Annotated in this window: 21 protein-coding genes; 9 read left to right on the top strand and 12 right to left on the bottom strand. The window is 71.5% G+C overall.

The genetic code is table 11. The annotated features are described in order from the left end of the window. Positions 1–15 precede the first annotated feature (15 nt). Positions 16–459 (bottom strand): MarR family winged helix-turn-helix transcriptional regulator, encoded by a 444-nt coding sequence (locus ACIGDI_RS31255; RefSeq protein WP_399903572.1) that lies wholly within the window; start codon positions 457–459, stop codon positions 16–18. Between the two features lie 62 nt (positions 460–521). Between ACIGDI_RS31255 and ACIGDI_RS31250 the strand changes: the two genes are divergently transcribed. Further along, a complete protein-coding gene (locus ACIGDI_RS31250) occupies positions 522–1,586 on the top strand; it encodes an FUSC family protein (protein ID WP_399903570.1) in 1,065 nt (354 codons plus the stop codon). Positions 1,587–1,605: 19 nt separating this feature from the next. On the opposite strand, the gene ACIGDI_RS31245 is transcribed toward ACIGDI_RS31250, so the two are convergent. Both ACIGDI_RS31245 and ACIGDI_RS31240 read right to left on the bottom strand, forming a co-directional pair. Continuing rightward, on the bottom strand, positions 1,606–2,262 hold the full coding sequence (locus ACIGDI_RS31245) for a response regulator (protein ID WP_399903567.1): 657 nt from the start codon (positions 2,260–2,262) through the stop codon (positions 1,606–1,608). After that, positions 2,259–3,455 carry a sensor histidine kinase gene (locus tag ACIGDI_RS31240; protein ID WP_399903564.1) on the bottom strand — a complete coding sequence of 399 codons (1,197 nt, stop codon included), beginning with the start codon at positions 3,453–3,455 and terminating at the stop codon, positions 2,259–2,261. The genes ACIGDI_RS31245 and ACIGDI_RS31240 overlap by 4 nt, the downstream gene beginning before the upstream one ends. A 101-nt stretch (positions 3,456–3,556) precedes the next feature. Between ACIGDI_RS31240 and ACIGDI_RS31235 the strand changes: the two genes are divergently transcribed. From ACIGDI_RS31235 to ACIGDI_RS31220, 4 genes are all read left to right on the top strand, one after another. Further along, positions 3,557–4,495 carry an ABC transporter ATP-binding protein gene (locus ACIGDI_RS31235; protein ID WP_399903561.1) on the top strand — a complete coding sequence of 313 codons (939 nt, stop codon included), beginning with the start codon at positions 3,557–3,559 and terminating at the stop codon, positions 4,493–4,495. Beyond that, positions 4,492–6,024 (top strand): hypothetical protein, encoded by a 1,533-nt coding sequence (locus ACIGDI_RS31230; protein WP_399903559.1) that lies wholly within the window; start codon positions 4,492–4,494, stop codon positions 6,022–6,024. Before ACIGDI_RS31235 ends, ACIGDI_RS31230 begins: the two co-directional genes overlap by 4 nt. Then, positions 6,021–6,764, top strand: coding sequence for an ABC transporter permease (locus tag ACIGDI_RS31225; protein WP_399903556.1), 744 nt, complete (start codon positions 6,021–6,023; stop codon positions 6,762–6,764). The genes ACIGDI_RS31230 and ACIGDI_RS31225 overlap by 4 nt, the downstream gene beginning before the upstream one ends. A 94-nt stretch (positions 6,765–6,858) precedes the next feature. Continuing rightward, a complete protein-coding gene (locus ACIGDI_RS31220; RefSeq protein ID WP_399903554.1) occupies positions 6,859–7,443 on the top strand; it encodes a YdeI family protein in 585 nt (194 codons plus the stop codon). 92 nt (positions 7,444–7,535) lie between these two features. Here the strand turns inward: ACIGDI_RS31220 and ACIGDI_RS31215 are convergent, their stop codons facing one another. Continuing rightward, complete coding sequence (locus ACIGDI_RS31215) at positions 7,536–8,087, bottom strand: YceI family protein (protein WP_399903551.1); 552 nt, start codon at positions 8,085–8,087, stop codon at positions 7,536–7,538. Positions 8,088–8,243: 156 nt separating this feature from the next. On the opposite strand from ACIGDI_RS31215, the gene ACIGDI_RS31210 reads away from it, so the two are divergent. From ACIGDI_RS31210 to ACIGDI_RS31200, 3 genes are all read left to right on the top strand, one after another. Continuing rightward, a complete protein-coding gene (locus ACIGDI_RS31210; protein ID WP_399903548.1) occupies positions 8,244–10,550 on the top strand; it encodes a polysaccharide lyase 8 family protein in 2,307 nt (768 codons plus the stop codon). A 154-nt stretch (positions 10,551–10,704) separates the two neighbouring features. Beyond that, a complete protein-coding gene (locus ACIGDI_RS31205) occupies positions 10,705–12,300 on the top strand; it encodes an acyl-CoA carboxylase subunit beta (RefSeq protein ID WP_200698420.1) in 1,596 nt (531 codons plus the stop codon). 57 nt (positions 12,301–12,357) lie between these two features. Further along, positions 12,358–12,549 (top strand): acyl-CoA carboxylase subunit epsilon, encoded by a 192-nt coding sequence (locus ACIGDI_RS31200; protein ID WP_058922980.1) that lies wholly within the window; start codon positions 12,358–12,360, stop codon positions 12,547–12,549. 148 nt (positions 12,550–12,697) lie between these two features. Here the strand turns inward: ACIGDI_RS31200 and ACIGDI_RS31195 are convergent, their stop codons facing one another. The 8 genes from ACIGDI_RS31195 to ACIGDI_RS31160 all read right to left on the bottom strand — a co-directional run bounded on the left by ACIGDI_RS31195 (position 12,698) and on the right by ACIGDI_RS31160 (position 23,363). Then, positions 12,698–13,279, bottom strand: a complete 582-nt coding sequence (locus tag ACIGDI_RS31195) for an ATP/GTP-binding protein (protein WP_026248371.1) — start codon at positions 13,277–13,279, stop codon at positions 12,698–12,700. After that, on the bottom strand, positions 13,260–13,853 hold the full coding sequence (locus ACIGDI_RS31190; protein WP_200698419.1) for a DUF742 domain-containing protein: 594 nt from the start codon (positions 13,851–13,853) through the stop codon (positions 13,260–13,262). The genes ACIGDI_RS31195 and ACIGDI_RS31190 overlap by 20 nt, the downstream gene beginning before the upstream one ends. A 97-nt stretch (positions 13,854–13,950) precedes the next feature. Beyond that, positions 13,951–14,364 (bottom strand): roadblock/LC7 domain-containing protein, encoded by a 414-nt coding sequence (locus tag ACIGDI_RS31185; protein WP_004983065.1) that lies wholly within the window; start codon positions 14,362–14,364, stop codon positions 13,951–13,953. 10 nt (positions 14,365–14,374) lie between these two features. Next, a complete protein-coding gene (locus ACIGDI_RS31180) occupies positions 14,375–17,659 on the bottom strand; it encodes a nitrate- and nitrite sensing domain-containing protein (protein WP_399903543.1) in 3,285 nt (1,094 codons plus the stop codon). A gap of 387 nt (positions 17,660–18,046) precedes the next feature. Further along, the gene (locus ACIGDI_RS31175) at positions 18,047–18,622 is read right to left on the bottom strand and encodes an ATP/GTP-binding protein (RefSeq protein WP_058922977.1); all 576 of its coding nucleotides are present in this window, start codon (positions 18,620–18,622) and stop codon (positions 18,047–18,049) included. Continuing rightward, positions 18,603–18,998, bottom strand: coding sequence for a DUF742 domain-containing protein (locus tag ACIGDI_RS31170; protein ID WP_016432454.1), 396 nt, complete (start codon positions 18,996–18,998; stop codon positions 18,603–18,605). The genes ACIGDI_RS31175 and ACIGDI_RS31170 overlap by 20 nt, the downstream gene beginning before the upstream one ends. A 111-nt stretch (positions 18,999–19,109) precedes the next feature. Beyond that, the gene (locus ACIGDI_RS31165) at positions 19,110–19,523 is read right to left on the bottom strand and encodes a roadblock/LC7 domain-containing protein (RefSeq protein ID WP_023546525.1); all 414 of its coding nucleotides are present in this window, start codon (positions 19,521–19,523) and stop codon (positions 19,110–19,112) included. 9 nt (positions 19,524–19,532) lie between these two features. Then, positions 19,533–23,363, bottom strand: coding sequence for a nitrate- and nitrite sensing domain-containing protein (locus ACIGDI_RS31160; RefSeq protein ID WP_399903539.1), 3,831 nt, complete (start codon positions 23,361–23,363; stop codon positions 19,533–19,535). A gap of 567 nt (positions 23,364–23,930) precedes the next feature. Between ACIGDI_RS31160 and ACIGDI_RS31155 the strand changes: the two genes are divergently transcribed. After that, complete coding sequence (locus tag ACIGDI_RS31155) at positions 23,931–24,119, top strand: hypothetical protein (protein ID WP_399903536.1); 189 nt, start codon at positions 23,931–23,933, stop codon at positions 24,117–24,119. Positions 24,120–24,202: the final 83 nt, after the last annotated feature.

The following is a 24,202-nucleotide window of genomic DNA, read 5'->3' as shown; positions in this document are numbered from 1 at the left end:
AGCCGCCCGCCGGTCTCAGCCGTCCTCCGGTGCGCGGACCTCGGCGTTCGCCAGGCGTTCCATCACCTCCGCGGCCAGGGCCAGCACCCCCCGCTCCGTCTCGCTCAGGGTCTCCAGGGCCAGGGCCAGCCACGCGTCCCGCTCGGCCATGTCCCGTTCCAGGGCCCGGCGGCCCTCCTCGGTCAGCGAGAGCACGGACCGCCGCCGGTCTGTCGTACCGGGCTCGCGCACGATCAGGCCCTCCGCCTCCAGCTCCGCGAACACCCGGGTCAGTGACTGCGGCCGCTGCCGTTCGGCCTCCGCGACCTCGCCGGGCGTGGACGGCCCGTTCCGGCGCAGATGCCCGAGGACCGTCAGCTGGTTGGGGCTGAGGCTTCCGGCGCCGCGCTCCTGCCGCAGCCGGCGGTTGAGCCGGATGACGCCGTTCCGGACACGGGCGGCTTCGAGGAGATGCTCCATGGGCGCGATAGTACGCGGAAACTTACTTTTCCGGCTGGCGGTAAGCCCGTATTCTCGGGCAAGTGACCGCCAAACTGATACGCAACGCGTACGAAGCGGTGTTGACGATGACCGCTGTGCTGCTCTGCTGGGCGGCCGCCCTGGGGCTGGAGGGCACCTTCGGACTGCACACCGACGTGCTCGTCCTGGCGGTCTGTCTGACCCTCACCCTCTCCGCGACCCAGCGCACGGCCGACACCCGCCGCCGTCTCGTCTCGCTGGTCCTGGTGCCCGCCACGGCCGGTGCCTCGATCTTCCTCGGCCGGCTGATCGCCTCCGACTACGCGGCCGGCGCGGCCGTCTACACGCTCTGGATGGCGCTGGCCATCTGGATCCGCCGCTACGGGCCCACCGCCACCAGGGTCGGCACCCTGCTGGCCCTCCCGCTGGTCGCCCTCCTGGTCGTCCCCGGCCCCGCGCTGCCGCCCGAGGCGCAGAGCGGGCTGGTGACCTGGGGCTGGTCGGCGCTGACCGGGGCGCTGGCGTGCGGGTCCGTCTGGCTGGTGCAGGCGCTGGGCGACCGGTTCGGGCCGTGGCGCGCCGAACCGGCCCCCGAGCCGCCGCGCCGCCCCTCCCGCCTCCACCCTCGCCCGAGCACCCGGATGGCGCTGCAGATGGCGGCCGGGATCGCCGCCGCCTTCACTCTGGGCACCCTGCTCTTCGACCACCACTGGCCGTGGGTCGTCCTCACCGCGTACGTCGCCGCGAGCGGCAACCGGGGCCGCAACGACGTCCTGCGCAAGGGGATCGAGCGACTCGCGGGAGCCTGCGCCGGCACGCTGCTCGCGGTGGCCGTGGCGGCGGCCGGCGTCACCGGCCACACCTCCGTGGCGCTGATGTTCGCCGTCCTCACGGTCGCGCTGTGGCTGCGCCCCCTCAACTACGCCTACTGGGCCGCCGGCATGACCTGCGCCCTCTCGCTCCTCCTCGGCTACTTCGGCCAGGACGCCCAGAGCCTGCTGCCGACCCGGCTGGAGGGGATCGCCGTCGGCGCCGTGCTCTCGGTGGCGTCCGCCTGGTGGCTGCTGCCGGTACCGCGCGGACGGACCCGGGCCGCTCCGGCCGTCGTACGACCGAGCGAGGGCTGAGCGGGCCGGGACCGGACGCTCAGCCGGTCCGCGGCACCACCAGCCCCGTCTCGTACGCCATCACGACCGCCTGGGTGCGGTCCCGCAGCCCCAGCTTGGACAGGATGCGGCTGACGTGCGTCTTCACGGTCTCCTCGCCGACCCGCAGGCGCTCGGCGAGCTCCGGGTTGGACAGGCCTTCCGCCAGCAGCCGCAGCACGTCCGTCTCGCGCGGGGTGAGGACGTCGAGGGTGCCCCGGGCTGGCGCCCTGGGGCGCAGCCGCGCGAACTCGGCGATCAGCCGCCGGGTGATCGCGGGCGCGAGCAGGGCCTCGCCGGCGGCCACCACCCGTACCGCGTCGAACAGCCCCTCCGCGGTCACGTCCTTGAGCAGGAACCCGCTGGCCCCGGCGGCCAGGGCGTCGTACACGTGCTCGTCCAGGTCGAAGGTGGTGAGCACCAGGACCCGCGGCGCGTCCGGGCCCCGCAGCCGCGCGGTCGCCCGGATGCCGTCCATGACCGGCATCCGGACGTCCATGAGGACGACGTCGGGCCGCTGCTCCCGGCAGACGCCCACCGCCTCCGCGCCGTCGCGGGCGGTGCCGACGACCGTGAAGTCGGGCTGGGTGGCGAGCAGCCCGGCGTACCCGATGCGCACCACCTCGTGGTCGTCGGCGACGACGATACGGACGCTCATACGACGGCCTCCGCGCGGACCGGCAGCCGCGCCTCGACGAGGAAACCGCCGCCGGCGGCCGGGCCGGTGCGCAGGGAGCCGCCGACGGCCGACGCGCGCTCCCGCATGCCGAGGAGGCCGTGGCCCGGGGTGCCGGAAGGGGTCGGCCCGGGCCCGTTGTCCCGTATGCGCACAGCCAACTCCCGCTCCCCGTAACGGAGTTCCACGTCGACCGCGGCACCCGGCGCATGCCGGCGCGCATTGGTCAGCGCCTCCTGGACGATCCGGTACGCGGTGACCTCGATGCCGGGGTCGAGCGCGGCGACCGGCCCGCTGACGATCAGCCGGGCCCGCGATGCGGCCGCGTCCCGCGCCTCGTCGAGGAGCTCCAGCAGCTGCCCGAGCCCCGGCTGCGGCCTGCGCTGCACCCCGGTCTCCGCGTCCTCGCGCAGCACGCCCAGCAGCCGGCGCATCTCCGTCAGCGCGGTGCGGGCGGTGTCGCCGATGGCCAGGAAGCGGGTGGCGCCCTCGGGCGGCAGACCGGCGGTGGTCAGCCGCGCGTGTTCCGCCTGTACCGCGATCATCGAGATGTGGTGCGCCACCACATCGTGCAACTCCCGCGCGATACGCGCCCGTTCACCCCGGGCTGCATGTGCCAGCAAGGTGTCGGCGAACGCCTGCTCGGTCGCGCTGTGCGCCAGCGCGGTCCGGCGTACATGCCGTGTGACACCGGTCGCCGCGGCCGCGGAGGCGAGGGTCGCCACCAGGACGGCGACGACCCGGGTGGCCTGCTCGTGGGAGACCAGCGCGATGACGACGTAGGGCACGACGAGCACCCCGGCGACGGGGGCCCGGCCGATGCGGGCCAGCGCGTACACGCAGCCGAGCTGCGCGCCGATCCCCGCCAGCGTCAGCGCCCCGAACGGTACGAGCGCGAGCACGCACCCGGCGCTCAGGGCCAGCGCGGGCAGCGTGCGCGCGACGTCGAACCCACGGGGGCCGCCGCTCGCCCCGGCCCGCACCACGGGGCCGAGGGGCAGGGTGGTGGCCAGGGCGAGGAGGAGGGCGACGGCGAGGCCGGACCGGGGGAGCGGCCCGCGGGCGAGCAGCTCGCCCACGGCGAGGGCCGCCGGCACACACCCGGCCAGGACCGCCCGCATCCGTTCGTCGAGGCCGCCGTACCCCCACCCCGAAGCCTGTCTCTCCTCGCCCACCCGCCCATTGTCCCCACCGGGCACCCGCCCGGCGTCCCTCGCGCGAGGGACCTCCCGGGCGGGACGACAGCGCGTACCGGCCGCTCCTAGCCTCCCTCCCCATGAGCGACGCAACGATCGAAGTCCGTGAACTGCGCAAGCGGTTCGGCCGGACCCTCGCGGTCGACGGCCTGTCCTTCACGGTCGAGCCGGGCACGGTCACCGGCTTCGTCGGACCCAACGGCGCCGGCAAGTCCACCACCATGCGGGCGCTGCTCGGCCTGGACGCCCCCGACGAGGGACAGGCCCTCATCGGCGGCCGCCCCTACCACGCCCTGCGCACCCCGCTGCTGGAGGTCGGCGCCCTCCTGGACGCCGCCGCCCTGCACCCCGCCCGCCGCGGCCGCGACCACCTCCGCTGGCTCGCCCACTCCCACGGCCTGCCCACCCGGCGTGTGGACGAGGTCCTGGAACAGGTCGGCATGGAGACGGCGGCCCGCCGCAGGGCAGGCGGCTACTCCCTCGGCATGCGCCAGCGCCTCGGCATCGCGGCCGCGCTGCTCGGCGACCCCCCGGTCCTCCTGCTCGACGAGCCGGTCAACGGCCTCGACCCGGAGGGCATCCAGTGGATCCGCCGCCTCCTGCGCCACCTCGCCGCCGAAGGCCGAGCCGTCCTCGTCTCCAGTCACCTGATGGGCGAACTGGAGGACACCGCCGACCACTTGGTGGTCATCGGCCGGGGCCGCCTGATCGCCGACACGGCCGTCTCCGACCTCCTCGCCGCGGCCTCCGGCGACCGGGTGCGCCTGCGCACCGACGCCCGGGCCCGGGCGACGGAGCTCCTGGCCCGCGAGGGAGCCACCGTCGCCGTCACCGACCGCGACACCCTCACGGTCGACGGACTGTCGGCCCGCCGCGTCGTGGAGCTGCTGAACGCCGCCGACGTCCCCTTCGCCGAAGTGGGCGCGCACCGGGCGACCTTGGAGGAGGCGTACATGGAACTCACCCGTGAGGCGGTCGAGTTCACGTCGGCCACCGGCACCGACGAGGTGGCCACGTGACGACGCCGACCCTCACCCCGTACCGCTCCCGCCTCCATCCGGCCCGCACCGGCTTCGTCCCCCTGCTGCGCGCGGAGTGGACCAAGTTCCTTACCGTGCGCGCCTGGCCGCTCGTCCTCGCGGCCGGCGCCGTCGTCACCGCGGTGATCTGCCTGCTCGGCGCGAGCGGCTCCGGCATCAGCGGTACGGGCCCCTCGCGCCCCGGCCCCGACGGCCGGCCGGTCGTCGACGCCTTCCACTTCACCTACCGCCCGCTCACCGGCGACGGCACCGTCACCGCCCGCGTCACCGGCCTGCGGAGCACAGACGGCGAGAGCCCGGAACCCTGGGCGAAGGCCGGCATCATGGTCAAGTCGAGCCTCAAGCAGGGCTCTTCATATGCGGCGGTGCTGGCCACCCCCGACCACGGCATCCGTATGCAGTGGGACTTCACGCACGACACGGCCGGCTCGGGCACGGACGTCGGGACCACGCCCCGCTGGCTCCGCCTCGCCCGCAGCGGCGACCGCCTCACCGGCTACGAGTCGTCCGACGGCCGCACCTGGACCAGGATCAGGGAGGTACGGCTGTCCGGGCTCCCGCACACCGTCCAGGTGGGCCTGTTCGCGGGCACCCCCGCGCATCAGCGCGTCCACCGCTCCTTCGGCGGCACCAGCCAGACGTTCGGCGGCGGCGAGGTCGAGGGCACCTACGACCACCTCTCCCTCCGGGGCACCTCCGCCGCAACCGCCTGGCGGAGCACGGACGTCGGCGGGCCCGTCCCCAACGGCCCGGCACCGCGGAACGCCGAGCCCGGCGGCACCACCGTCTCCGCGGCCGGCACCTACACCCTCTCCGGCCACGGAGACATCGCACCGGCCGAGGACCTGCCCGACACGGTCCAGATGAGCTTCCAGGGCGTCTTCGTCGGCGTCCTGTTCATGACCGCCCTCGGCACGCTCTTCGTCACGGCCGAGTACAAGCGCGGCCTGATCCGTACGACGTTCACGGCGACGCCGTCCCGGCCGAGGGTTCTCGCGGCGAAGACGACCGTGATCTTCGCCGTCACCTTCGCGGCCGGCCTGGCCGCCACGGCCGTCGGCTTCGTCCTCGCCCAGCGCGCCCTGCGGGGCAACGGCTTCGATCCGCCCGAGTTCCCCGACCTCTCCCTGCTCGAGAACCCGGCACTGCGGGCGGTGGCGGGCAGCGCGGTCCTGCTGTCGCTGGTGGCCGTCCTCGCCGTGGCCGCGGGAGTGGTGCTCCGCAACAGCGCGGCCACGATCGCCACGGTGGTGGTCCTCGTCATCCTCCCGCAGATCCTCTCCTTCGCCTTCCCGCTGCCGTTCGCGCAGTGGCTCCTGCGGGTGACCCCCGCGGCGGCGTTCGCCGTCCAGCAGGGCATCACGCGCTATCCCCAGGTGACGTACAACTGCCTGCCGGAGAGCGGCTGTTACCCGCTGTCCCCGTGGCACGGACTCGCCGTCCTGGCGGCCTACGCGGCCGCGGCTCTCGTCCTGGCGGCCCTCAGCCTGCGCCGGAGGGACGCGTGATCCGCTCCCTGCACGCGGAGTGGACCAAGCTCCGCACCCTGCCCAGCACCTGGTGGCTGACGGCGGCGACGGTCCTGCTGACGACGGCCGTCGGCGCGGCGGCGGCCTCCTCGCTCACCCACGACGTGTGCCCGTCCCCGGCCGCCTGTCACGAGGACACGGTGAAACTGAGCCTCACGGGCGTCTGGCTCGGTCAGTCGACCTGCCTGGTTCTGGGCGCCCTCTCGATGGGCGCCGAGTACGCCACGGGCACCCTGTGCGTCACCCTCACGGCCATGCCGGCGCGCCCGCGCACCCTGGCGGCGAAGGCGACGGCCCTGTCTTTGGTGACGGCGGCGACGGGAACGGTGGCCGTGGCGGCCGCACTCGGGACGGCCGGCCTCATCCTCCCCCTGCCCGCCCCCGGCCTGCGCGCCGTCGCGGGCTCGGTCCTCGTGCTCACCCTGGTCGCCCTGCTGGGCCTGGCCCTGGCGACCCTCCTTCGGGACACGGCGGGAGCCATCACCGCGGGCCTGGGCCTGCTCTACGTCGTCCCGCTCCTGGCGGACCTCCTGCACTCCCACACCTGGCAGCACCGCCTCCAACGCTGGACCCCCATGCCGGCCGCCCTCTCCGTACAGGCGACCCGCAACCTGGACCTCCTCCCGATCGGCCCGTGGGCGGGTCTCGGCGTACTGGCGGCCTACGCGCTGGGGCTGCTCGTGGCCGGGGGAGCCCTGTTCAGGCTGCGGGACGCTTGAGAGCCCCGTGGCGGGATGGAGGACGAATCCGAGGAGAAGTCGGTGGGCGGCATGGAGGACGGAATCCGCCCTACTTCGCTCCTACGGTGTCGTCATGACCCCGCGCAACGACGAGCCGTCCCGCCCGTTCGCCTCCGCCGACGCCCTCGACGCCTGGCTGGCCGCCCACCCCGCTCCGCATCCCGGCCTGTGGGTGAGGGTCGCCAAGAAGGGCTCGGGGATCGTCTCCGTGAACTGGGCGGAGGTGAACGACATCGCCCTGTGCCACGGCTGGATCACCGGGCAGCGCAAGGCGCTGGACGCCTCGTACTTCCTGCAGAAGATCACCCCGCGCAGGCCGGGGAGCCTGTGGTCGATGGTCAACGTGCGGCGCGTGGCAGAGCTGACCGAGGCGGGCCGGATGCGGCCGACGGGGCTCGCCGAGGTGGCGGCCGCCCGGGCCGACGGACGATGGGCGGCGGCGTACGCCTCCCAGCGGGAGGCCGAGGTGCCCGAGGACCTGGAGGCGGCGCTGGCGGGCGACCCGCGGGCCAGGGCCGCCTTCGACGGCCTCGGGCGGACCGACCGGTACCAGGTGATCTTCGCCCTGCTCACGGCCCGTACCCCGAAGGGACGGGCGGCCCGGCTGGCGGCCGCCGTCGCCCGGCTCGGCCATGAGGCCCCGCCCGTGCGCACCTGACCGGCACAGACCGAGCGCCCGCCTCCCTGACGCGGGTCGGCGGGCGCTCTCGGGTGCGAGTGCGGGGAGACCCCGCACGGTACGGCGACGCGTCAGGCGTTGCGGATCGCCGAGATGTCGAAGTGCAGCTTGATCTTGTCGGAGACCAGCACGCCACCCGTCTCCAGCGCGGCGTTCCAGGTCAGGCCCCACTCGGAGCGCTTGATCTCCGCCTTGCCCTCGAAGCCGACGCGCTCGTTGCCGAACGGGTCCTTCGCGGCGCCGTTGAACTCCAGGTCGATGGTGATCGGCCGGGTCGTGCCCAGGATCTCCAGGTCACCGGTGATGCGGTAGTCGTCGCCGCCCAGGGACTCCGCCTTGGTGGAGCGGAAGGTCATGGTCGGGAACTCCTCGGTCTTGAAGAAGTCCGCGCTCCTCAGGTGCCCGTCACGGTCCGCCGACCCGGTGTCGATGCTCTCCATCTTGACGTCGATGGAGGCGGTCGAGGCCGACGGGTTGCTTCCGTCCAGGTGCAGCGAGCCGCTGAAGTCGTTGAACTTGCCCTTGACGTTGGTGACCATGGCGTGCCGGACGGTGAAGCCGATCGTGGAGTGGGAGGCGTCGATCGTGTAGTCGCCGGTCAGGGTGGTGAGGTCGGTGCTCATGAGGTGCTCCTTCGAGAGGATGTTGAACGTTGAACTACTCAACACGGACGACGGTAGCTCTATTCCATTCAACTTTCAACATCATTCGTGAAGTGTTGGCGAGACGACCGGAAGCTGGTAGATGCCCAGGGCATGAACTCTCGTCGTAGAGACCTCATGAGACCCACCCGTCGCGCCGTCCTGATGGCCGCCGCCCTCCTCGCCACGACCGCGCCCCCCGCCCGCGCCGGCGCCCCCGACCCCTACGAGACCCTCCGCCTGCGCTGGCTCGACATCGCCCTGGGCACCGGCTACGACCCCACCGCCGAGCCGTACGCCTCCCGCCTCGCCCGGACCGGCGAACTGGCCCGCGCCTTCCGGGCCGCCATGGCCCCCACCCCCACCTCCCTCTGGCCCGGCTACCCCTACGACCCGCCCGCCGGCATCACCCAGAGCTACAGCCGCCTGTGGACGATGACCCAGGCCTACGTCCAGCAGGGCACCGGCTCCACCGGCGACCCCGACCTCCTCGCGGAGGTCCTGCGCGGCCTCGACCACCTCTCCGCCACCGTCTACAACCCCTCCACCACCCGCTACGGCAACTGGTGGGAGTGGCAGATCGGCAGCCCGCGGCTCCTGATGGACATCACCGCCGCCCTGTACGACCACCTCGGCGACGCCCGGCGGCAGGCGGCCTGCGCGGCCGTGGACCACTTCGTCCCCGACACGATGCTGACCGACTACTCCGGCACCTCCACCGGCGCCAACCGCGTCGACCTGTGCCGCTCGGTCGCCCTGCGCGGCATCCTCGGCCGCGCGGACGCGAAGATCGCCCTCGCCCGGGAGGCCCTCTCCCCGGTCTTCCCGTACGTCACCCACGGCGACGGGCTCTACGCCGACGGGTCCTTCGTCCAGCACACCTGGGTCGCCTACTCGGGGACGTACGGCCAGGTCATGCTCGACGGCCTGGGCCGACTGTTCACCCTGCTGGCCGGCTCCCCGTGGGAGGTCACCGACCCGAACCGGCAGATCGTCCTCGACGCCGTCGAGCACGCCTACGCGCCGCTCATCCACGACGGGTTGGTGATGGACAGCGTCAACGGCCGTGCCATGAGCCGGGGTTACCTCAAGGCCGACGACCTGCACGTGATGCGCGGCGACCACTTCCACGGGCAGAACCTCATCGCCGCCATCGCCCTGCTGGCGGGCGGCGCGAGCGCGGCGGAGAGCGCCCGCTGGTCGTCGTACGTCAAGGGCTGGATCGAACGGGACACGGTGGCACCGATCCTGACGGCACCTCAGTTCGAGGTGGCCGACATGGCCCGGCTGTACGCGGTCGCCGACTCGCCGGTCCCCGCCGCCCCCGAACCCGTCGGGCACCGTCTCTTCCCGGCGATGGACCGCGCCGTCCACCGCCGCCCCGCGTTCACCGCGAACATCTCCATGTGCAGCGACCGCATCACGTACTACGAGTGCGGCAACGGCGAGAACCCGCGCGGCTGGCACACCGGCGCCGGAATGCTCTCCTGGTGGGCCGCCGGACGGCCCGCCGACCAGTTCACCGACTGGTACTGGCCCACCGTCGACTTCTACCGCCTGCCCGGCACCACCGTCTCCACGCTCCGCCTGCCCGACCGCGCCGGCGGCGAGTGGGGCGCCCCCAAACCGGACGTCCGCTGGGTGGGCGGCACCACCGACGGCGAGTACGCGGCCGTCGGCCAGCACCTCAAGGGCCTCGGCTCGACGCTCCAGGCGCGTAAGTCCTGGTTCTGCCTGGCGGACGCGGTGATCTGCCTGGGCGCCGGGATCGACTGCGCCGACGGAGTCCCCGTGGAGACCGTGGTCGACAACCGGAACCTGGGGGAGGGCGGCACGCAGGAGTTCGCCAGGGGCCGGGACTGGGCCCACCTGGAGGGGCACGGCGGCTGGGTCGTCCCGCACGGCGACCTGCGCACCCTGCGCGAGGACCGCACCGGTGCCTGGTCCGACATCAACACCACCAGCACCGGCGAGCGGGCCACCCGCCGCTGGCAGACGCTCTGGCTCGACCACGGCACCGACCCGGAGGACGCCTCCTACCTCTACCTCCTCATGCCCGGCGCCTCCAGGCGCGCGGTCGCGGCCCGCGCCGCCGACCGGCACTGGCTGACCCTCCTCGCCAACGACGCCGCCCGCCAGGCCGTCCACGTCCGCTCCCTCGGCGTGACGGCGGCCAACTTCTGGCAGCCCGGCACGGCGGGCCCTCTGACCTCCTCCGCGCCCGCCAGCGTCCTCCTGCGCCGGCACGGCCGGACCGCGACCCTCTGCGTGAGCGAACCCACCCGAACGGGCGAACCCCTGGAGATCACCTGGCACCATCCGGTGCGCGGGGTGGTCCGGGCCGACGATTCGGTCCGGGTACTGTCGACGGGCCGCCGTGCGACCCTCCGCATTACCCCAGGCGTGTCATGTGCGACGCACCGATGTGAGCTGACTCTCGGTTGACGACTTTGTAAGCCCCCTACAAGCCGGACGCCCTCTGAGCAGTCGGAACGCCTGCATGCGGCTCAGGTTCTGTTCAGTGCTACCAGGAAAACGGGCCGGAGACTGTACGGAGTCGACGGCTCGCTTTCCCCCGTGTCCTTCGTAAGGTCACTACATGACCGTTTTGGATGAGGCGCCGGGTGAGTCGACGGGTGAGCCGACGGACGCGCGTGGACGGGTGGCCGAGCTGCACGAGATCCGTGCGCAGGCACTGGCCGGACCGAGCGAGAAGGCGACCCAGGCGCAGCACGCCAAGGGCAAGCTGACCGCCCGGGAGCGCATCGAGCTGCTGCTGGACGCCGGTTCCTTCCAGGAGGTCGAGCAGCTGCGCCGGCACCGGGCCACCGGCTTCGGCCTGGAGGCCAAGAAGCCGCACACCGACGGTGTCATCACCGGCTGGGGCACGGTCGAGGGCCGCACGGTCTTCGTCTACGCCCACGACTTCCGGATCTTCGGCGGCGCGCTGGGCGAGGCCCACGCCACGAAGATCCACAAGATCATGGACATGGCCATCGCGGCCGGTGCGCCGCTGGTCTCCCTCAACGACGGCGCCGGCGCCCGCATCCAGGAGGGCGTCTCCGCCCTCGCCGGCTATGGCGGCATCTTCCAGCGCAACACCAAGGCGTCCGGGGTCATCCCGCAGATCAGCGTGATGCTCGGCCCGTGCGCGGGCGGTGCGGCCTACAGCCCCGCGCTGACCGACTTCGTCTTCATGGTCCGCGAGACCTCGCAGATGTTCATCACCGGCCCGGACGTGGTCAAGGCCGTGACCGGCGAGGAGATCACCCAGAACGGCCTGGGCGGCGCGGACGTGCACGCCGAGACCTCCGGGGTGTGCCACTTCGCGTACGACGACGAGGAGACCTGCATCGCGGAGGTCCGCTACCTCCTGTCGCTCCTCCCGCAGAACAACCGCGAGAACCCGCCGCGGGTGGAGAGCTCGGACGCGGTCGACCGCCGCAGCGACGTCCTGCTCGACCTGGTCCCGGCGGACGGCAACCGGCCGTACGACATGGCCAAGGTCATCGAGGAGATCGTCGACGACGGCGAGTACCTGGAGGTCCACGAGCGCTGGGCGCGCAACATCATCTGCGCGCTGGGCCGCCTCGACGGCCAGGTCGTCGGCATCGTCGCCAACCAGCCGCAGACCCTGGCCGGGGTCCTGGACATCGAGGCGTCGGAAAAAGCTGCGCGCTTTGTCCAGATGTGTGACGCTTTCAACATCCCGATCGTCACGTTCCTGGACGTCCCCGGGTTCCTGCCCGGCGTCGACCAGGAGCACGGCGGCATCATCCGCCACGGCGCCAAGCTGCTGTACGCCTACTGCAACGCGACCGTGCCCCGGATCTCCCTGATCCTGCGCAAGGCCTACGGCGGCGCGTACATCGTCATGGACAGCCAGTCCATCGGCGCCGACCTCACCTACGCCTGGCCGACGAACGAGATCGCCGTGATGGGAGCGGAAGGCGCCGCCAACGTCATCTTCCGCCGTCAGATCGCCGAGGCCGAGGACCCCGAGGCCATGCGGGCCCGCATGGTCAAGGAGTACAAGTCCGAGCTGATGCACCCCTACTACGCGGCCGAGCGCGGCCTGGTCGACGACGTCATCGACCCCGCCGAGACCCGCGAGATCCTCATCCGCTCCCTCGCCATGCTGCAGACCAAGCACGCCGATCTGCCCTCCCGCAAGCACGGCAACCCCCCGCAGTAACCCAGCGGACCCTCCGCGACACCCTCGCGGAAACCTCTCTCACGGAGACTGAGACCTATGAGCACCCCTGACATCCGCGTCGAGAAGGGCCACGCCGACCCCGAGGAAGTCGCCGCGATCACGGCCGTCCTCCTCGCCCGCGCGGCCGCCCAGCCCGCCACCGAGCCGGCCCACCGCGGCCGCCCGAAGGCCGGCTGGCGTCGCCTGGAGCGCGAGAACGGCTTCCGGGCGCCGCACAGCTGGCGCTGAGCGCAGTTCGGTACTGCATGACTGAGGGCCCCTCCAGATGGAGGGGCCCTCAGTCATGCGCGGGGGCGCGGGGAACTGCGCGAACGGCCACCGAGCCCTGCGGACGGCATCGAACCGTCCGAGGCAGCCCGGTGGCCGCACAGACCACTTACCGCAGGCGAGCCATCAGCGCGTGCTCGACGAGAGTGATCAGCGCCGACTTCGCGTCCGCGCGGTGCCGCGCGTCCGTCGTGATGATCGGGGTGTCGGGACCGATCTGCAGGGCCTCGCGGACCTCGTCGGGGTTGTACGGCTGGTTGCCGTCGAAGCCGTTGAGGGCGATGACGAACGGGAGACCCGAGTTCTCGAAGTAGTCGACCGCCGGGAAGCAGTCGGCCAGGCGCCGGGTGTCGACCAGCACGATGGCACCGATCGCACCGCGGACCAGGTCGTCCCACATGAACCAGAAGCGGTCCTGGCCCGGCGTACCGAAGAGGTACAGGATCAGGTCCTGGTCCAGGGTGATGCGGCCGAAGTCCATGGCGACCGTGGTGGTCGTCTTGTCTCCGGTGTGGGTGAGGTCGTCGATGCCTGCCGAAGCGGACGTCATGACGGCCTCTGTGCGCAGCGGGTTGATCTCCGAAACGGCCCCGACGAACGTGGTCTTGCCCACGCCGAAGCCACCCGCCACCACGATCTTCGCCGAGGTGGTGGAGCGGGAAGGACCGCCGCTAGAGCTTGCGAAGTCCACTGAGCACCCTTTCGAGCAGTGTCACGTCTGGCTGGCCGCCGGCGTTCTCGTCGCCGCCGGGCTGATGAATGGCGACCAGTCCTGCCTCCGCCAAGTCGGCGACGAGGATCCTGGCCACGCCGAGAGGGATCGTGAGCAGGGCCGAGATCTCGGCCACCGACTTGATTTCCCGGCAGAGGTTGCAGATCCGCTGATGCTCGGGCAGCTGGCCCTGCATCTGGTGCGGCTGCGCGGTGGTGTGCACCAGCGCCTCGATGGCGAGCTGGTAGCGCGGGCGCGTCCGGCCGCCGGTCATGGCGTACGGACGCACCAGGGGGTTGTTCGACGCCCCCGCGGGCGCCGGCTCGGGGGAGCGCCGATGCGGCTGCACGGGCTGGATGCGGGGAGCGGGCGGCTGGTCGTACGGCGACGGCCCGGGACCCTGGGGGCCCTGGGGCGCGTACGGCTGGTGACGCCGCTGGTTCGGGGCGGAGGGGAAGTTGTAACGGTTCGGGTTCTGGGAACCGTCGCCCTGGCCCTGGGCAGGGCCGTACGACCAGTTGCCCGTATTCGAACCGCCTGGTGGTGTTGCCACTCTCTTCTCCTCCTCCGACCGTGCCGGGCACCCATCCCTGTGGAGCCGCGTCCCGAAACCTTACGGCCCCGGGACGTCAAAACGCACCGTCCGTCTGTCAGTTGAGCAGGCTGCCCTGGAGCTCGGCCCGCAGATCGGGTGTCAGGACCGTACCGGCACGGTCCACCAGAAGGGCCATCTCGTACCCGATGAGGCCGATGTCCGCCTCCGGATGCGCGAGGACGGCGAGCGAGGAACCGTCGGAGATGGACATGATGAACAGGAATCCCCGCTCCATCTCCACAACAGTCTGATTCACGCTGCCACCCTCGAAGATCCGCGAGGCTCCGGCGGTCAGCGAGGTCAGACCGGAGGCCACGGCCGCCAGCTGGTCGGCGCGGTCGCGCGGAAACCCTTCGGACATCGCCAGAAGGAGTCCGTCGGCGGAGACCACCACCGTGTGGGACACCCCCGGGGTGTTGTCCACGAAGTTGGTGATCAACCAGTTCAGGTTCTGTGCCGCCTGGCTCATCGGGCTCACACTAACGCTCCTGGTTGTAGGTGCTGTCAGGACCGAAGCCCTGGCCGTTCGTTTCTCCGCCTGCGGTGCGGGCCCGCTGGACACCGCGCCGCAGGTTGCTCAGTCGTCCCCGGACGTCCTCCGGGGCTCGGGAGACCTGTGGGCCTCCCTGAGGGGTGGGCTCGGCGGCACCGTCGACCAGGTTGGCCTTCGGTATCCGCCGCGGCAGGCCGGAGGAGGTGACCCCGCCCGCCTTGGGCTTCTTCAGCTGCGAAGCCTGCTGCCAGCGCTGGTCGTTCGCCGAGCGCCAGTCGCCGGAGCCGTTGCTCTCCGAAGCCGAAGCCGGAGCCGATGCCGGAGCCGACGCTTCCTGGTGCGCGTGCCGCGTGCCGTTCGAGCCGTTCGTACCGCTCGCGAAGGATCCGCGGCGGGGCAGCCCGGCGTCGGTCAGCTGGTGGGCGGCGGAAGGAGCCGGTCCCGGACGGTCGAAGCCTACGCGGTCGCGCTCACTCACGTCAGCGGCCTGCGCAGGTTCCGCTTCCGGAGCGTACTGGTCCGCGTAGCCGTTCTGGTAGCCGTCCTGCTGCGGCCAGTCGTCCTGGTAGCGACGCTGCTCGAAGGCCGAGTAGGTCTCCGGGGCGGCGGCGTGGGCGACCGAGGGCTCCTCCTGCGCCGACTCCGAATAGCCGGGCTCGGGGTAGCCGCCGTTCGACGAGAAGCTGTCGTTCTGCGGCAGGGAGCCGTTCTGCGTGTAGTACGGATCCTGGTACGACGGCTGCTGGGCGGTCTCCTCGTACGCCGGAGCGGCCTGCTCCTCGTACGGGTTCTGCTGCTGCTCCTCGTACGCCGGGCGGGGGTCGAACGAACCGGTCTGCTGCTCGGGGAAGCCGTTGTCGTAGGCCGGCTGCGCGTCGAAGGCGTCCGCGTACGACGACGTCTCGGCGGCCGGGTCCAGCGACTGCGGGTCCTGCGTCTGCTGGGCCTCCAGGGCCGCGCGGCGCTCCTCGCGCATCAGCGAGCGGCCGACCGGGTCGAGCTCGCGGATGTCGTCCGGGACCTCGGAGTAGCGGGTGTCGTCGAAGCCGAGCTCCGCGGCCGTGCGCATCGGCTGGCTGAAGTCCTCACCCTGGAAGTTCTGCTCCGGGATGATCTGCGAGACGGTGAACTCGTCGCGCTGCATCTGCTGCTCGCCGCCACCACCGTGGGTGATCGCGTCCGGCAGCATGACCAGCGAGGTGGTGCCCGCCTGCTCGCCGGAGGGGCGCAGCTGGACGCGGATGCCGTGCCGGTCGGACAGGCGGCCGACCACGAACAGGCCCATGCGCTGCGAGATCGCGGCGTCCACGGTCGGCGGGTTGGCCAGCTTGTGGTTGATGTCCGCGAAGTCCTCGGCGGTCAGGCCGATGCCCTTGTCGTGGATCTCGATCATGATGCGGCCGTCGGGGAGACGGGTCGCGGTGACGCGGACCTTGGTCTGCGGGGAGGAGAACGTGGTGGCGTTCTCCAGCAGCTCGGCGAGCAGGTGCACGAGGTCGGTCACGGCACGGCCGTGGATCTCGGCCTCCGGGACGCCCGACAGCTCGATGCGCTCGTACTGCTCCACCTCGGAGGAGGCGGCGCGCAGCACGTCGACCAGCGGGACCGGCTGGTCCCAGCGGCGGCCGGGCTCCTCGCCGGCGAGGACCAGGAGGTTCTCGCCGTTGCGGCGCATACGGGTCGCGAGGTGGTCCAGGCGGAAGAGGTTCTCCAGCTGGTCCGGGTCGGCCTCGTTGTTCTCCAGGTCGGTGATCAGGGTCAGCTGGCCCTCGATCAGCGACTGGTTGCGCCGAGAGAGGTTGGTGAAGATCGCGTTGATGTTGCCCCGCAGCAGGGCCTGCTCGGAGGCGAGCCGGACGGCCTCGCGGTGGACCTGGTCGAAGGCGCGGGCGACCTCGCCGATCTCGTCCTTCGTGGTGATCGGGATCGGGGCCACCCGGGTGTCGACCCGGCCGGGGTCGGTGCGCGAGAGCTGGTCGACCAGCATCGGCAGACGCTGCTCGGCGATGCCGAAGGCGGCGTTGCGCAGCTGGCGCATGGCGCGGGACATCTGCCGGGCGACCGCACCGGCCAGGATGAACGCGAGGAGCAGGGCGACGATGACGATGGCGCCGGTGATCAGGGCGTCCCGCTTGGCGTTGTCGGCGATGGTCGACGCCTCGCTCACCGCGGTGTCGGCCTTGTCCTTCTCCAGCTTGCGGTACGCGTCGAACTTGAGGGTCGTGAGACCCCACCAGTTCTGCGCGCTGATGCCCTGCTCGGCCAGCGCCTCACGAGCGGCCGGAGCCGTCGTCTGCAGCTGGGACATCCCCGCGATCATGTCCGTGGGGTTGGCCGGCGGCGGCACGTACTTCGGGTTCTGCGCGGCTGCCTGCTTGGCCATCGCCGCGCCGTCGACCTTGATCTGGTTCTCGGCCGTCTTGAGCTTGGCGAGGTCCTCGTCGGTGCCACCGGCCTGGTACTCCTGCAGGGCGATGCCCTCCAGGTAGGCGTACGAGGTCAGGGCGGTGCGCTGGCGCGCAAGATCGGTGTCCTTGGGGCCCGGGTTCACCAGCAGGTGCGTGCCGATGGAGCGCTCGAGCGAGAGCGCGCCCTTGGCCAGGGCTATCGCGTAGACCGAGCGGCCGTAGCTGGTGATGTTGCCGGTGCCGAGACCGAGCTCGTTGGAGAACTCCAGCAGCGGGTGCTCGATGTCGACGTAGGTCTCTTCGGTCTCCACCCCCTTGAACTGGGAGGTGTAGGCCTTCTTCCGGATCGTCGCGAGCTCCGGCTCCACCTTGCGGAAGCGCTCCAGGCGGCGGACCAGGTTGGGCCGGTTCGGCATGTTGCGAGCGGCGGCGTCGAACTCGTCGGCGGCCTGGTCGGTCTGCTTGCGGAGCTTGGCGACCAGGGCCTTGTCGGCGGCGGTCTGGCTCTTGCCCTTCAGCAGCGGCGCGGCGGTGGAGTCACGCTCGACGAGGATCGCGTTGCTGTAGGTGAGGGCGGCCGCCACGAGCCGGGCGGTGTTCTCCGCGTCCTGCGCGTCCTGCCAGGTGTCGATCGAGTTCTTCACCTGGAAGCCGCCCATGACCAGGCCGACGGCCACGGGTATGAGCAGGATCGCGTTCAGCCGGGTGGGCACCCGCCAGTTGCGAGGGGAGAAACGGCCGCCGCTCGAAGCGGGCGCGGCCGTGGGCTCGGATACGGGCACAGGGGCGGGCGCCGCTCCGCGCGGCGGCGGGGTGAAGTTGCCCCGGGCCGACGGCTCGGGACCGTTCTTGCTTCGCCTCACTCGACCAACAACCTCTCGGCGGCGGGCACCAACGTCGTGCCGCAGTGTCTCAGAGCCCAGTACGTCATTGAGTACGCAGTACTACGGAGTACGTCTTTGACTAATAGGCAGTTCAGGCATTCCAGCACGACGGCCTGCGCTCTTCCAAACAGTGGAAAGCGCTGATTCCATGTGATGTAAGCCCCAGATAAAACGGTCATAAAGAGCGAGCCCCGTCAAAAGACGGGGCCTTTGTGTGCGCAGCGACACCAGTTGGCAACGACCCGTGGCCGTACCACCCGATTCCTCTGCCGAAACGTTATGAACACCGGGGCCGACCGTGTCAAAGGCCACAGCCGGCTCCGATGCGTCTACGACAACTGCCGTACGACATGGCTGATTTGAGTGCTATCGCAGCCGTGCCATGAGCGCGTGCTCCACCAGCGTGATCAGCGCACTCTTGGCATCCGCGCGGTGGCGGGCGTCCGTCGTGATGATCGGCGTGTCCGGGCCGATCTGCAGCGCTTCCCGAACCTCCTCGGGGGCGTACGGCTGGTGCCCGTCGAAGCCGTTGAGGGCGACCACGAAGGGCAGACCGCTGTTCTCGAAGTAGTCGACCGCCGGGAAGCAGTCGGCCAGGCGCCGGGTGTCCACGAGCACCACCGCGCCGATCGCGCCACGGACCAGGTCGTCCCACATGAACCAGAAGCGGTCCTGGCCGGGCGTGCCGAACAGATACAGGATCAGGTCCTGGTCGAGCGTGATACGTCCGAAGTCCATGGCCACCGTGGTGGTGGTCTTGTCCCCGGTGTGCGTGAGGTCGTCGATGCCCGCGGACGCGGACGTCATGACGGCCTCGGTGCGCAGCGGGTTGATCTCGGAGACGGCACCCACGAACGTGGTCTTGCCGACGCCGAACCCTCCCGCCACGACGATCTTCGCGGAGGTGGTCGCCCTACCTCCGTCAGAGCTTGCGAAGTCCACTGAGCACCCTTTCGAGCAGGGTCACGTCCGGTGCACCGGTGGTCTCGTCGCCACCCGGCTGGTGGATGGCGACGAGCCCGGCCTCGGCCAGGTCCGCGACGAGAATGCGGGCCACACCCAGTGGCATGGCGAGGAGTGCCGACACCTCGGCCACCGACTTGACCTCACGGCACAGGTGGCAGATGCGCTGGTGCTCCGGGAGCAGCCCCATGAGTGCTGCCGGGTCGGCCGTGGTGCTGATCAGTGCCTCTATGGCGAGCTGATAGCGCGGCCGGGTCCGGCCACCGGTCATCGCGTAAGGACGTACCAGCGGCTGGTCGCCCTCATCCTCGTACGGCTCCGCGTACGGATCATGAGAGGCGGTGGGCGGGGTCATGAATCCTCCGGGCGGGACAGCAAGTCGGTCGGGCAAGCCGTCTGACGGGGCCGGTGGGGGGATTGTGGCGGCCGGACGGTGGTTTGGTGAGACAGGTGGTGCCGGTGAGGGTCAGTGGAGCAGACTGCCTTGGAGTTCGGCGCGCAGGTCGGGCGTGAGGACCGCGCCCGCGCGGTCGACCAGCAGCGCCATCTCGTAGCCGACCAGGCCGATGTCGCACTCCGGGTGCGCGAGCACGGCGAGGGACGAGCCGTCCGAGACGGACATCAGGAAGAGGAAACCCCGCTCCATCTCGACGACCGTCTGCGCCACGGTGCCGCCCTCGAAGATCCGGGAGGCCCCGGCCGTCAGCGAGGTGAGACCGGACGCGACGGCCGCCAGCTGGTCGGCGCGGTCACGCGGGAAGCCTTCGGACATCGCCAGAAGGAGTCCGTCGGCGGATACGACGACGGTGTGGGACACCCCTGGGGTGTTGTCCACGAAGTTGGTGATCAACCAGTTGAGGTTTTGTGCCGCCTGGCTCATCTGGCTCAACTATCGCTCCTGCTGGTGAGTGGGGCTGGGGAAACTTCCGGTCTGGCCGGTACCCGTACCGGCCTGTCGACCCTGTGCGATGCCCCGACGGAGATTGGTCAGCCGGCCGCGTACGTCGTCAGGCGCACGCGAGACCTGCGGACCCGTTTGGTGCTGTTGCTGCTGAGCCGTGCCCGGGACGAGGTTCGCCCGGGGCACCCGGCGCGGCAGGCCGGAGGTGGTGACGCCGCCCGCGGCCGGCTGCCGTACGCGCTCCGCCTGCCGAACGAGGTCGTCGTTCGGAGAGGTGCGCCAGGAAGAGGTCGCGGGACGTTGAGGTGCAGCGGCCTGCGGCTGCTGCTGTGCCGGAGCGGAACCGTTGGCGTCGCCCGGCCGGCCTTCGCCGCCCGGACCGCCGTGGAACCAGTTGGTCTCCAGCGTGTCGTACAGCGGAGTACGGCCGTCGCCCGGACCGGTCGCCGGCGGCAGGGCCTCGGGCTCCTGCCGGACGGGCCGCTGCGGACGCGGCGGGACGGGCTGGCGCGGGGCACCGAAGTCGGCGCCGTTCTGCGGGCGTTCGAACTGGCCGTTGCCGGACGGGTTCTGACGCCCCGGCAGGGAGTGCTGCCCGGTCGAGGAGCCGTCGTAGCCGGGCACCGCGAACTGGCCGGTGGAGCCGACGTCGAACGACGACGGGCTCGCGTACTGGCCGGTGTTCTGCGGGTTGCCGCCCTGGCCCTGGCCGTTCGGGCTGCCGAAGACGTCGGGCCGGACGAACGAGCCCTGGCCCTGCGTGCCGCCGTTCTGCGGAACGCCGTAGTCCTGACGCGGGTACTCGCCGGGGTTCTGCGAACCGTTCGCACCGGGACGGGCGAACTGGCCGGTGTTCTGCGGCGAGTCCGTGCCGGGACGGGCGAACTGGCCCGTGTTCTGCGGGTCGTTGCCGAAGGCGGGCCGGTCGAAGTCGGCGGCCGGACCGAGGCCCTGACGGTCGTCGCCGCGCCCGATGGCCGGCATCTCCGTCGTGGCGCCCGGACCCTGGTGGTCGTCGAAGCGGGGCATCCGCGAGGTCTCGTCGTGGCCGCGCGGGGTGTCCAGCGAGGCACGCGGCACCGGCGGCTGGGCGTTCTCGTCGCTCCAGCTCGGGGTGCGCGGCTGCGTGTCGCCACCGGGCAGCTCGGCGCGCGGACCACCACGGCCCGGCAGCTGCGGCCGGCGGCCACGGCGGCCGCGGCCCTCGTTCTCGGCGGGAGCCTGGGGCTGGGACTGCGGCGGTACGGCGCCACGAGCGCCGCCGAAGCTGTCCTGGCCCGTGGCCTGCAGACCCTGCGGCGCACCCGGCGCCTGACCGAACGCGGCACCGGCGCCCGCGGGGGCCGGCCGGCCCTGCTGCGGAGCGTTCGGAGCCTGCGGTCCGCGCGCGCCACCCGGCCCACCGGGGCGGCCGTTGCCGCCCTGGCCGGTGCCCGGCAGTGCGGCCCGCGGCCCCTGACCGGCCCCGAGCCGACCGCCACCGCTCGCACCGGCACCCAGCGCACCGGCACCCGGAGCGCCGCCGAGGGCGGGACCGCCCTGGGCGCCCGCACCGGCCGCCTGGCGGCGGGCCGCGGCCGCACCGGCTGCGGCCTGCGCGGCGGCCGGACCACCGGCGGCACCGGCGCCCTGACCGGGCTTGCCCTGCGGCTTCTTGCCACCCTGGGCGACGTCGACGGGGAGCATGACCAGCGCGGTCGTACCACCGGAGTCGGACGGACGCAGCTGGATGCGGATGCCGTGCCGCTGCGACAGACGACCGACCACGAACAGACCCATGCGGCGGGAGACCGAGACGTCCACGGTGGGCGGCGAGGCGAGCCGCTCGTTGATCGCCGCGAGGTCCTCGGGGGAGAGGCCGATGCCGGTGTCGTGGATCTCGATCAGGACGCGGCCGTCGGGCAGCGCGTGACCGGTGACCTTGACCTTGGTCTGCGGCGAGGAGAAGGAGGTCGCGTTCTCGAGCAGCTCGGCGAGCAGGTGCACGAGGTCGTTGACCACGCGGCCGGCGACCTCGGTCGTCGGCACGGCGGCCAGCTCGATGCGCTCGTACTGCTCCACCTCGGACGCGGCGGCGCGGAGCACGTCGACCAGCGGGACCGGGCGGGTCCAGCGGCGGCCGGGCTCTTCACCGGCGAGGACGAGGAGGTTCTCACCGTTACGGCGCATACGCGTCGCGAGGTGGTCGAGCTTGAACAGCGAGGACAGCTGGTCCGGGTCGGCCTCGCGGGACTCCAGCTCGGAGATGAGCGAGAGCTGACGCTGGATGAGGCCCTGGGAGCGGCGCGAGAGGTTGGTGAACATCGCGTTGACGTTGCCCCGCAGCAGGGCCTGCTCGGCGGCGAGGCGGACCGCCTCGCGGTGCACGTCGTCGAAGGCCGCGGCCACCTGGCCGATCTCGTCCCGGGAGTGCACACCGACCGACTCGACGGAGGTGTCGACGTCCTGCGGGTCCGACTCCGACAGCTGGGCGACCAGCTCGGGCAGACGGTCCTGGGCGACCTTGTTGGCGGTCTCCTGCAGGCGGCGCAGCGAGCGGATCATGGAGCGGGCGATGACGAAGGCGCCGACGAGCGAGACACCGAGCACGAGCAGGATCAGCGCACCGGAGATGATCGCTTCCTGCTCCGAGGAGTTGCGCAGCTCGCGGGCCTTCTGCTCCATGTCCTCGAGCAGCGAGTGCTCGATCTTCTTCATCTGCTCGATCTTGGTCGAGCTGTCGTCCACCCAGTCCTGGTACGACCGCTTCTGCAGGTCGTCCAGGCCGTTCTGGGCGGCCAGGGCACGGCTGGCGTAGGTGTCGGACGCCTTGATGGTGGCGTTGTTCTCCTCGATGGGCTTGAGGAGAGAGGTCGCCTTGTCCGTGCCGTAGATGCTCCGGAAGCTGCGCAGCTCGGACTTCTGGCTCTCCAGCGCCGACTGGGCGTAGAGCCGGTCGTTCTCGGAGAGCCGGCCGACCGTGGTGTTGTTCGCGGGCAGGGCCGCCGCGAGGACGGCGCGCTGCATGGACGCGTACTCCTTGGCCGAGGAGAAGGCGGCCAGGGAGCGCGTGCGCTGGATCATCTCGGGGTTGCTGGTGGCCTCCGCCATGTCCTGGGAGAGGTCCAGCAGGTGCGTGATCAGACGGTGGTAGGCCTCGACCGTCTGCGAGGAGTTGAGCTTGGCCTCGTACGCAGTGGAGCGGACCTTGGACAGCGTCTCGAGGTCGCCGACGACGCCGACGAGGCTCTCGCGCACACCGAGGAGCGAGCCGTCCTTGTTGGAGGTGTCGATCTCCTCGGCGGCGTCGATGAAGTTCTGCTTGGCCCGGTCCGTCTTGTCCCGGTAGCCCTTGACCGTGTAGTCGCTGACCTTCGAGCCGTGCGCCAGCGGACCGGCGGACTGGTCGCGCTCGTCCTGCAGCGCGGCCGCGAGCTCGGTGGCCTGCTTGGTCATCTCCGTCAGCAGCCGCATGTTGTCGAGCTGCTGGATGTCGTCCATGTTGTCGCTGATGCGCAGCGCGCCCAGCGAGGTGGCCGCGACCACGGGGAGGGCGAGCAGCGACACAAGGCGCGTGGAGATACGCCAGTTGCGCAGCGCTATTCGCGACCCCGGGCCGCTCGGGCCCTGGACCGGCTTGATCGGCGGAGCCGCGGGGCTCGGCGACCCGGCGGGTGCCGACGCGCCGGGGCGCCCTGAGCGCTCACCGCCGTCGCCGGACGCTGCCGGGCCCGGGTTCTGGGCGTGCTGGGGGGAGGGACTGCCGGCATTGGGGCCAGTCCCGCCGTGCGGCTCCGGCTCCGCCGAAGCACTGCCATCCCTCTTGAAACGTCCCTGCACTAGCGTCGCAACCTCTGGACCAGGCGCCCCTCCGCGTGAACGGAAAGACACGGTGTCGGCGTTTTCGAAGGCGCCCTGAACGCGCCCCCTGGTGGTCGTGAGTGACCGGCGCTGGCTCCCCCTTCTCGCCGCCACCCGGCGCTCGTAGCGCCCCCTGTGCGCCGGCTCGATCCTGCGGCGGTCCGTGGCATTCCAGCACAGTGCAGGATCTCCAACAAGGCTCATGGGTCATGCCGTGACCTACGTGACAGCATGTGAGTGCCGAGTCACCTGCCGTAGAAAGATAACTCCCGCATAAGGGGCGTATGCACGCGAGTTCCACAGGATCGGACGCTGTCCCAGTCGCCATGATCAGGAGCGGAATGGTGGCTTCAGGGGGTCAATGTCCGTTTCGGTGGGGTGGGTTGGGGGTCGGAATTGACCGGTTTGTCCATGGGGCCGTGAGCAAACTCACACGGTGATCATGGGGTCTTCACGACTTCGCCGGGGAATCCGATGTTTAGCCTGGCGCTTTACAAGACGTAGGCAACTGCCAACCCCCGACGGACGACAGGGTCGAGAACAACCGTGAAGACGACGATGATGTTCCGCAACATAGCCAACCCGCGGCGCACGACGCTGGCCCACCTCGAGGACGCCGGCGAACTGCAGACCCCGGAGCTGCCGGAGCACTCCCTCGATCTTCCCACCCAGACCGCCAATCCCAGGCGCACCGTCCTCGTGGAGGTCCCCGTCGCGGCCTCCGTCGCCGAGTAGTACGCACGCCGGCGGCTGATCATTCAGCCCGCCCGGCGGAAGATCCTTCGAGGCGCCCCGCGCGGTAATGCGCAAGTCGGCGC

Source organism: Streptomyces sp. NPDC085900 (assembly GCF_044540925.1).
In the GTDB taxonomy this organism is placed as follows: Bacteria; Actinomycetota; Actinomycetes; order Streptomycetales; family Streptomycetaceae; genus Streptomyces; species Streptomyces gilvifuscus.
This window is presented reverse-complemented; position numbering and strand designations above follow the sequence as displayed.

Bases quoted from the DNA above. Each gene is read 5' to 3' on its own strand.
- ACIGDI_RS31255 (WP_399903572.1), bottom strand. From the start codon at position 459: ATGGAGCATCTCCTCGAAGCCGCCCGTGTCCGGAACGGCGTCATCCGG.
- ACIGDI_RS31245 (WP_399903567.1), bottom strand. From the start codon at position 2,262: ATGAGCGTCCGTATCGTCGTCGCCGACGACCACGAGGTGGTGCGCATC.
- ACIGDI_RS31235 (WP_399903561.1), top strand. From the start codon at position 3,557: ATGAGCGACGCAACGATCGAAGTCCGTGAACTGCGCAAGCGGTTCGGC.
- ACIGDI_RS31220 (WP_399903554.1), top strand. From the start codon at position 6,859: ATGACCCCGCGCAACGACGAGCCGTCCCGCCCGTTCGCCTCCGCCGAC.
- ACIGDI_RS31215 (WP_399903551.1), bottom strand. From the start codon at position 8,087: ATGAGCACCGACCTCACCACCCTGACCGGCGACTACACGATCGACGCC.
- ACIGDI_RS31210 (WP_399903548.1), top strand. From the start codon at position 8,244: ATGAGACCCACCCGTCGCGCCGTCCTGATGGCCGCCGCCCTCCTCGCC.
- ACIGDI_RS31205 (WP_200698420.1), top strand. From the start codon at position 10,705: ATGACCGTTTTGGATGAGGCGCCGGGTGAGTCGACGGGTGAGCCGACG.
- ACIGDI_RS31200 (WP_058922980.1), top strand. From the start codon at position 12,358: ATGAGCACCCCTGACATCCGCGTCGAGAAGGGCCACGCCGACCCCGAG.
- ACIGDI_RS31185 (WP_004983065.1), bottom strand. From the start codon at position 14,364: ATGAGCCAGGCGGCACAGAACCTGAACTGGTTGATCACCAACTTCGTG.
- ACIGDI_RS31170 (WP_016432454.1), bottom strand. From the start codon at position 18,998: ATGACCCCGCCCACCGCCTCTCATGATCCGTACGCGGAGCCGTACGAG.
- ACIGDI_RS31165 (WP_023546525.1), bottom strand. From the start codon at position 19,523: ATGAGCCAGGCGGCACAAAACCTCAACTGGTTGATCACCAACTTCGTG.